Raw genomic sequence first — 6971 nt, 5'->3', positions numbered from 1 at the left:
GATGCCGGACGGCTCTTCGAGGCGCGCCCAGAGGTGATGGAAGTCATCAATTTCGTGAAGGCACCGGCGGCCCGCCCCTTGTGCGGGCCTGAACAGGGCTGAGCGCCATGAGTGAAGGCTGGACACGACTGGGCCTGATTGCAGGTGGCGGTGCCTTGCCGCGCCTCGTGGCTGAGGCGTGTGCAGCCGAGGGGCGTCTTGGCTCCGTCATCGCGCTGTCCGGCTTCGCCGACCCTGCCGACTATGACCAGCCGACAGTTCGCACGATCGGGCAGTTCGGGCATGTCATCCGCGACCTGAAAGCGGCCGGATGCGACGCCGTCTGCTTCGCAGGTATTGTGACGCGTCCGGATTTTCGCAGCTTTGTGCCTGACCTTGAGGGCGCAAAACTGCTTCCCCGCCTTCTGGCGGCTGCGGTGCGCGGCGACGACGCCCTCTTGCGCGTCGTGATTGATGCTTTCGAAAGCCAGGGCTTTCAGGTCGTTGGCGCCGATACACTGTCTTCATCGCTTCTGGCGACAGAGGGGCGTATCGGCGGCGATGCTGTGATGGAGCCCCATCAGGGCGACATTGCCAAGGCCATGCAGATTGCCGCCGCGATTGGCGTCATTGATGCAGGGCAAGGGGCTGTGGTCTGCGATGGTCTGGTGCTTGCGCTGGAGGCGCAGGAAGGCACAGACGCCATGCTCCGCCGGGTTGCGGAACTGCCCGAAAACATTCGTGGGATCAAGGGCTCGCCAAGGGGCGTTCTGGCAAAGCGGCCCAAACCCCAGCAGGAGCGCCGTATCGACCTGCCGGTTGTCGGTGTCGCTACTGTGGAGCGGGCCGCTGCCGCCGGCCTTGCCGGCATCGCGGTGGAAGCGGGCGCCGCGCTTATCCTGGGGCGTGAAGCCGTTGACGAGGCTGCCCGCCGGCACGGCATTTTCGTTATCGGCATCAAGCCGGGTAGCTAGGGACGGAACACGGACCCATGCATTCAGGCAAACCTTTGCGGGTCTTCATCGTTGCGGCCGAAACATCCGGCGATCTGGTCGGCGCCGAACTTGTCAGGGCGCTGCGCGCAGAGCACCCGGCTATTGAAATCGCCGGTGTCGGCCGCGAAGCAATGGCCGCCGAAGGCATTGCCACCGACATAGACCTCTCCGCGCTTTCAGTGCTGGGCCTCTTTGACGGGCTTCGTGTCTGGCGTCTGGTCCATGAGCGGGCAGACCAGTGCGCGAGGGCGGCTGCGGCCTTTGGTGCTGATCAGGTCGTGCTGATCGATTCCTGGGGTTTCATGCTGCGCGTGGCCTGGAAGATGCGGGAAGCCTGTCCCAAGGCCCGTATCGTCAAATACATTGGCCCCCAGGCCTTTGCCACGCGGCCCGGACGTGCCAAGGCACTCGCACGCGCCGTGGACAATCTGCTCGCCATTCATCCCTTCGATCCTGAGTATTTCGAGCCGTACGGCCTGCCAACGACAGTCGTCGGCAATCCCGCGCTGGAACGCGATCTCACAGGGGACGGGGAGGGTTTCCGCAAGCGCCATGGCATAGCGCCAGAGGCCCGACTGATGCTGGTGCTGTTCGGCAGCCGCAAGGCCGAGGTAGAGCGCCTGTTCGACGATTTTGCCGATACTGCAGAGGCGCTCGTGCAGGGGCGGCCGGACTTGCGCCTTGTCACTGTGGTGGCGCCGTCGGTGGCGGAAATCGTCCGGAGCGGTCTGGCGGGCCGTACTGCACTCGACACCATGATCATTGCAGGTCCGGAGGAACGCCTCGACGCTTTTGCCGCGGCTGATGCGGCGCTCGCGTGTTCAGGGACCGTGACTCTGGAGTTGTCACGCATGGGCGTGCCTAGTGTGGTCGGTTATCGCCTGGGGCCGATAGCGTGGACCATTGCGTGGAACTTCATGCTGAAGGCGCCGTTTGTCAGCCTGGTGAATATCGCCGCCGGCAAGGAATTGCTGCCTGAACGCCTGCAAACCCGCGCGGTGCCCGAATATCTCGTGCCAGCCATGGCGGAGCTGCTTGATGACGCCGCGCACCGGGCGTCGGTTTCGGCGGAATTGAAGTCCATTACGTCAGTAATGGCCGGACATGGAGAGGGCGCGAGCGTCAATGCCGCCCGCGCCCTCCTCAAACTCGGTCCGCTTTAGCGCCTAGCGCTTGTTGACGGGCACGTACTGGCGCTCTGTGGCACCGGTGAACACCTGACGCGGACGGCCGATCTTCTGGGTCGGGTCCTCGATCATTTCAGACCATTGCGCGATCCAGCCGACGGTGCGCGCCAGCGCAAACAGCACGGTGAACATTTCGGTCGGGAAGCCCATCGCGCGAAGCGTGATGCCCGAATAGAAGTCGATGTTCGGGTAGAGCTTCTTCTCGACGAAGTACGGGTCTTCGAGCGCGATACGCTCCAGCTCCATCGCGACCTGCAGGAGCGGGTCATTCTTCACGCCCAGCTCGTCAAGCACTTCGTGGCAGGTGGTACGCATCACCTTCGCGCGCGGGTCGTAATTCTTGTACACGCGGTGGCCGAAGCCCATCAGGCGGAACGGATCGTCCTTGTCCTTGGCGCGCTTGATGAATTCAGGAATGCGGTCAACCGAGCCGATCTCCTCGAGCATGTTGAGGGCAGCCTCGTTGGCGCCGCCATGGGCCGGGCCCCAGAGCGAGGCGATGCCCGCTGCGATACACGCAAACGGATTGGCGCCCGACGAGCCGGCGAGGCGCACGGTCGAGGTCGACGCGTTCTGCTCGTGGTCGGCGTGCAGGATGAAGATGCGGTCCATCGCCCGGGCGAGCGTCGGAGAGACCTTGTAGTCCTCTGCCGGCACCGCAAAGCACATGCGCAGGAAGTTCGAGGCGTAGTCCAGATCGTTGCGCGGGCTGATGAAGGGCTGGCCGACATGATACTTGAAGGCACGCGCCGCAATGGTCGGCATCTTGGCGATCATGCGATGGCTGGCGATCGTGCGGGCTTGTGGATCGTTGATGTCGGTGGAGTCGTGATAGAAGGCGGAAAGCGCGCCGACCGTGCCGACCATCACCGCCATCGGGTGCGCATCGCGGCGGTAGCCGCGGAAGAACTGGTCGAACTGGTCATGCAGCATGGTGTGGCGGCGGATTGTCCAGTCGAACTCTTCCAGCTCCTTGGCGTTGGGCAGTTCACCGTGAAGGAGCAGGTAGGAAACCTCGATGAACGAGGAATTTTCCGCCAGCTGGTCAATAGGATAGCCGCGATAAAGCAGCACGCCTTCATCACCGTCGATATAGGTGATCTGGCTCTCGCAGCTGGCCGTCGAGGTGAAGCCAGGATCGTAGGTGAACATGCCGCTATCGCGGTAGAGCGTGCGGATGTCGATAACATCCGGGCCTACCGAACCGCCCAGTACCGGCAGCTCGATCGTCTTGCCATTCACGGTGAGCTGGGCGGAGCCCTTTTTCTCGGTCTTGTTCTTCATCGGTCCAATCCCTTCACAAAATCAGGTCTGTTCAGGCCGGGCGGGTTTGATCATCCAGCCTGGCAAGGGTTTCGTCCCGGCCCAGAAGGGCAAGGACAAGGCTCATGTCGGGCGCAGGCGCGCCACCTGTCATCACGGCGCGCAGGGGCTGGCCAACCTTGCCAAATCCAACGCTTTCGGATTCGGCAAAAGCTTTCAGCGCCTCTCCAATTCCTTCCGCCGTCCAGTCACCCAGCCCTGCAAGCACAGTACGCAACCGCGCAAGGCGTTCGATGGTTTCCGGAACCACGTGTTTGGCCGCTGCATCGTCCAGTTCGAACGGGCGCTGGCGGAGAAGGAAATAGGCCTGCACTTCCATTTCAGCGAGTGTTTTAGAACGCTCTTTCAGCATGTCCATGGCAGGCGTTAACCGTGCGTTCGCCACCGCGCCATCCACAAGTCCGTCCTGGCCTTCCAGACGGGCGGTTAGCAGCGTCAAAAGCCGGTCATTATCGGCGAGCCGCATATGGTGGTGATTGACGAAAGCCATCTTGTCGAAGTCGAGCCGGGCAGGGGCCTTGTTCAGCCCGTCGAGCGAGAAGGCCTCGACAAGTTCGCTGTCGCTGAACAATTCCTGGTCACCATGGCTCCAGCCGAGACGCGCGAGATAATTGCGAAGGCCTTCTGGCAGATAGCCCATATCGCGATAGGCCTCTGCGCCGAGAGCGCCATGACGCTTTGAGAGTTTCTTGCCGTCCGGCCCGTGGATGAGCGGTATGTGGGCAAAGACCGGCCGGTCCCAGCCCAGCGCATCGTAAAGCTGGGCCTGACGTCCGCCATTCACCAGATGGTCGTCGCCCCGGATGATATGGGTCACGCCCATATCGTGGTCATCGACTACCACCGCGAGATTATAGGTCGGGTTGCCATCGGCGCGCAGGAGGATGAGATCGTCAAACTCTTTGGCGGCCCAGCGCACCTCGCCCTGGACGGCATCGCTCAGCACCACATCAGAGTCGGGTGCGCGGAAGCGGACGGTGAACCGGCGGTCCTCGGGCGGCGTTCCGCCATCGCGCCAGGGGGAGCGCAAGGCGCGGCCCTGTGCAAAGGCTTCGGCCCGCAGGGCTTCGACCTCTTCAGGCGTGCAGTAGCAGCGGAAGGCCTTGCCCTGATCGATCAGCTCTTGTGCTACCTCACGATGTCTGTCGGCCTGTGCGAACTGGGAGATGGCGTTTCCGTCCCAGTCGAGCCCCAACCAGCGCAGACCGTCCAGAATCGCGTCAACCGCCTCTGTGGTGGAGCGTTCGCGGTCAGTATCTTCAATGCGCAGCTTGAATTGACCGCCCATCTTGCGCGCAAACAGATAGTTGAACAGCGCCGTTCTGGCCCCGCCAATATGGAGGAAGCCGGTAGGAGACGGAGCGAAACGCGTGATGATGCCGGGTCTGTTTTGCACGTGCGAGAAGTTGCTGCGCTGCGAAGGGGACGGGATGATTAGCATGTTAGGGCCCTAAAGAGATAGTCTCACCGCTGAAGTGACAACACTGGGTGGCTGCATGCGCCGGTATCTGCGCTCGCTATGGTCTTCCGTGCGCCGTGGCCGCAACCCGGTCTCCGGTGCCGAACGTGCTGTATTCATGCGGCTTGTCACGCCTTTGCTACCCTCCCGTGCGGTGCGTGCAGCCGACCTTCTTCTGTGGATGCCGGTCGCTGCGGGCCTCGGTGCTGCGATCTATATCTCCCTGGCAGTTGAGCCTCCTCCTGCGCTTGTTCCGGTGTTCTGGAGCCTCGTGGCAGCATTGCTGGCCGCGACGGTTTTCCTGCGGTCCAGACCGATGCTTCTGGCAGGGGTCTTTCTCACTGCATGCATGCTGGCAGGCCACGCACACATGCAGGCGCGAACGCTCACCCTTGTGCCCCCATTCATCGAGACGTCTGACCGGCCGGCCACCCTGACAGGCTGGGTGGAGCGGATAGAGCGGCGCGGCGCCTCGGGCCGCATATTGCTTCGGGTCGAGACGCTGGAGCAGGCAGAGGCAGCACCGTTTCGTGTTCGCATTCGCATCAACACGGAAACGCTTCGACCAGGAGATGGCATCCGGGTCACCGCCATTCTTGCTCCGCCGCGCGGACCGGCGGCAGCCGGTGGTTATGACGGTGCGCGCGCGGCCTGGTATCAGCGAATTGCGCTATCAGGTTTTGCCATCACGCGGCCGACACCCGAAGCCATTGAGGGCAACGAAGCCTTTCGCCGGTTTCTGGCCTGGCGCTGGCAGCTTGCCGATCGCATAGCCAACGCCGCAGGGCCGCAGTCCGGCGCAGTCATTGCAGCCCTGTTGACCGGCGAGCGATCGGGCGTGAGCGAGGAACAGGCAGAAGCATTGCGACTGTCGGGACTTGGCCATCTGCTGGCGATTTCCGGCATGCACATGGCTCTGCTGGCGGGCGGGATCTACTTTGCTGCCCGCTGGCTCTTTGCCGCGATCGAACCTTTCGCCCGCGCGCATGATCCCCGCCGGCCAGCTGCGCTGATCGCGCTCATCGCTGCACTTGGCTATCTCATCATTTCCGGTGGAGCCGTCTCTACCCAGCGTGCCTTCGTGATGGCCGCCGTGATGTTCTTTGCAATTCTCATCGGGCGGCGGGCCGTGTCCTTCCAGTCGCTGGCGCTGGCAGCGCTCCTCATCATCATTCTCGCGCCGCAAAGCGTCGTGGAGCCGGGCTTTCAGATGAGTTTTGCCGCTACGGCGGCGCTCATTGCCGTCTATGAGGCCTGGCAGCGCTGGCGGATGACGCGGGACATGACCGACTTTGGCTGGCTGGCCCGCTTTCAGGCGGCATTCATGGGCCTCGCTGTTACCAGCCTTGTTGCAGGCAGCGCGACAGGCCTCTTTGCAGCCTTTCACTTCCAGCGCATGGCCGCTTATGGCTTCGGGGCAAACCTGCTGGCCATGCCGGTCTTCAGCTTCTGGGTCATGCCGGCGGGGGTCGTAGGCTTACTGCTCGCCCCGTTCGGGCTACACACATTGCCCTTGCAGATCAGCGCCGCTGGCATGGACGTCGTCCTGGCGATTGCAAGCTGGACAGCCTCGCTGCCGGGAGCTGCCATGCCGGCACTGGCGCCGACCGGGCTGGTGCTGGGACTTTATGCGACCGGGTTCGCCCTTGCCACTCTTGGGCGCGGCCTGGTCAGGCTTGCAGGTGTGCCGTTCGCCGCCTCTGCGCTCGCCTTGTGGGCGCTCGCGGAGCCACCCGACATGATGATCACGTCATCGGGCGTGCTGGTGCATCGTGCGGCCGCCGGCGAGGCGGGCAGCGAGGATAGCTGGCTTGTCAGTGACCGGCGGCGCGGCCGGTTCGAGGCCAGCGTCCTGTTGCAACGTGCAGGCACGGGGCTTGATGCAGCGCCGCGCGGGGAGCAGGCCTGCGACCCGTTGGGTTGCCTGATCGTAACCCGGGAAGGCTTGCGGGTCGCCATTAGCGAACATCCCGCCTCGCTGGAGGAGGACTGCGCGAAAGCCGATCTCGTCATCGCACGCGGGTCGGT

5 protein-coding genes are annotated in these 6971 nt (G+C 63.4%); 3 read left to right on the top strand and 2 right to left on the bottom strand.

Annotated features, from left to right (window positions below; translation table 11 throughout):
- Positions 1–107 precede the first annotated feature (107 nt).
- The gene (locus ACTS2Z_RS06835) at positions 108–953 is read left to right on the top strand and encodes an LpxI family protein (RefSeq protein ID WP_442572473.1); all 846 of its coding nucleotides are present in this window, start codon (positions 108–110) and stop codon (positions 951–953) included.
- Positions 954–970: 17 nt separating this feature from the next.
- Entirely contained in the window at positions 971–2137 is a 1167-nt protein-coding gene (gene lpxB, locus ACTS2Z_RS06830; RefSeq protein WP_442572472.1) for a lipid-A-disaccharide synthase, read from the top strand.
- Positions 2138–2140: 3 nt separating this feature from the next.
- Here lpxB and gltA read toward each other — a convergent pair whose 3' ends face one another.
- Both gltA and gltX read right to left on the bottom strand, forming a co-directional pair.
- Positions 2141–3445 (bottom strand): citrate synthase, encoded by a 1305-nt coding sequence (gltA, locus tag ACTS2Z_RS06825; protein WP_442572471.1) that lies wholly within the window; start codon positions 3443–3445, stop codon positions 2141–2143.
- 31 nt (positions 3446–3476) lie between these two features.
- Complete coding sequence (gene gltX / locus ACTS2Z_RS06820; RefSeq protein ID WP_442572470.1) at positions 3477–4880, bottom strand: glutamate--tRNA ligase; 1404 nt, start codon at positions 4878–4880, stop codon at positions 3477–3479.
- Positions 4881–4980: 100 nt separating this feature from the next.
- Here gltX and ACTS2Z_RS06815 point away from each other — a divergent pair.
- Positions 4981–6971: ComEC/Rec2 family competence protein (locus ACTS2Z_RS06815; RefSeq protein WP_442572469.1), on the top strand; the 1991-nt coding region annotated here is incomplete at its 3' end.

The organism is Glycocaulis sp. (genome assembly GCF_052168375.1).
Classification (GTDB): Bacteria; Pseudomonadota; Alphaproteobacteria; order Caulobacterales; family Maricaulaceae; genus Glycocaulis.
The sequence above is the reverse complement of the archived record's forward strand: the minus strand, read 5'-3'. Positions and strand labels throughout refer to the sequence as shown.

What these genes read in the sequence shown, in the direction of transcription:
- ACTS2Z_RS06835 (WP_442572473.1), top strand. Translation starts at nt 108, where the DNA reads ATGAGTGAAGGCTGGACACGACTGGGCCTGATTGCAGGTGGCGGTGCC.
- lpxB (WP_442572472.1), top strand. Translation starts at nt 971, where the DNA reads ATGCATTCAGGCAAACCTTTGCGGGTCTTCATCGTTGCGGCCGAAACA.
- gltA (WP_442572471.1), bottom strand. Translation starts at nt 3,445, where the DNA reads ATGAAGAACAAGACCGAGAAAAAGGGCTCCGCCCAGCTCACCGTGAAT.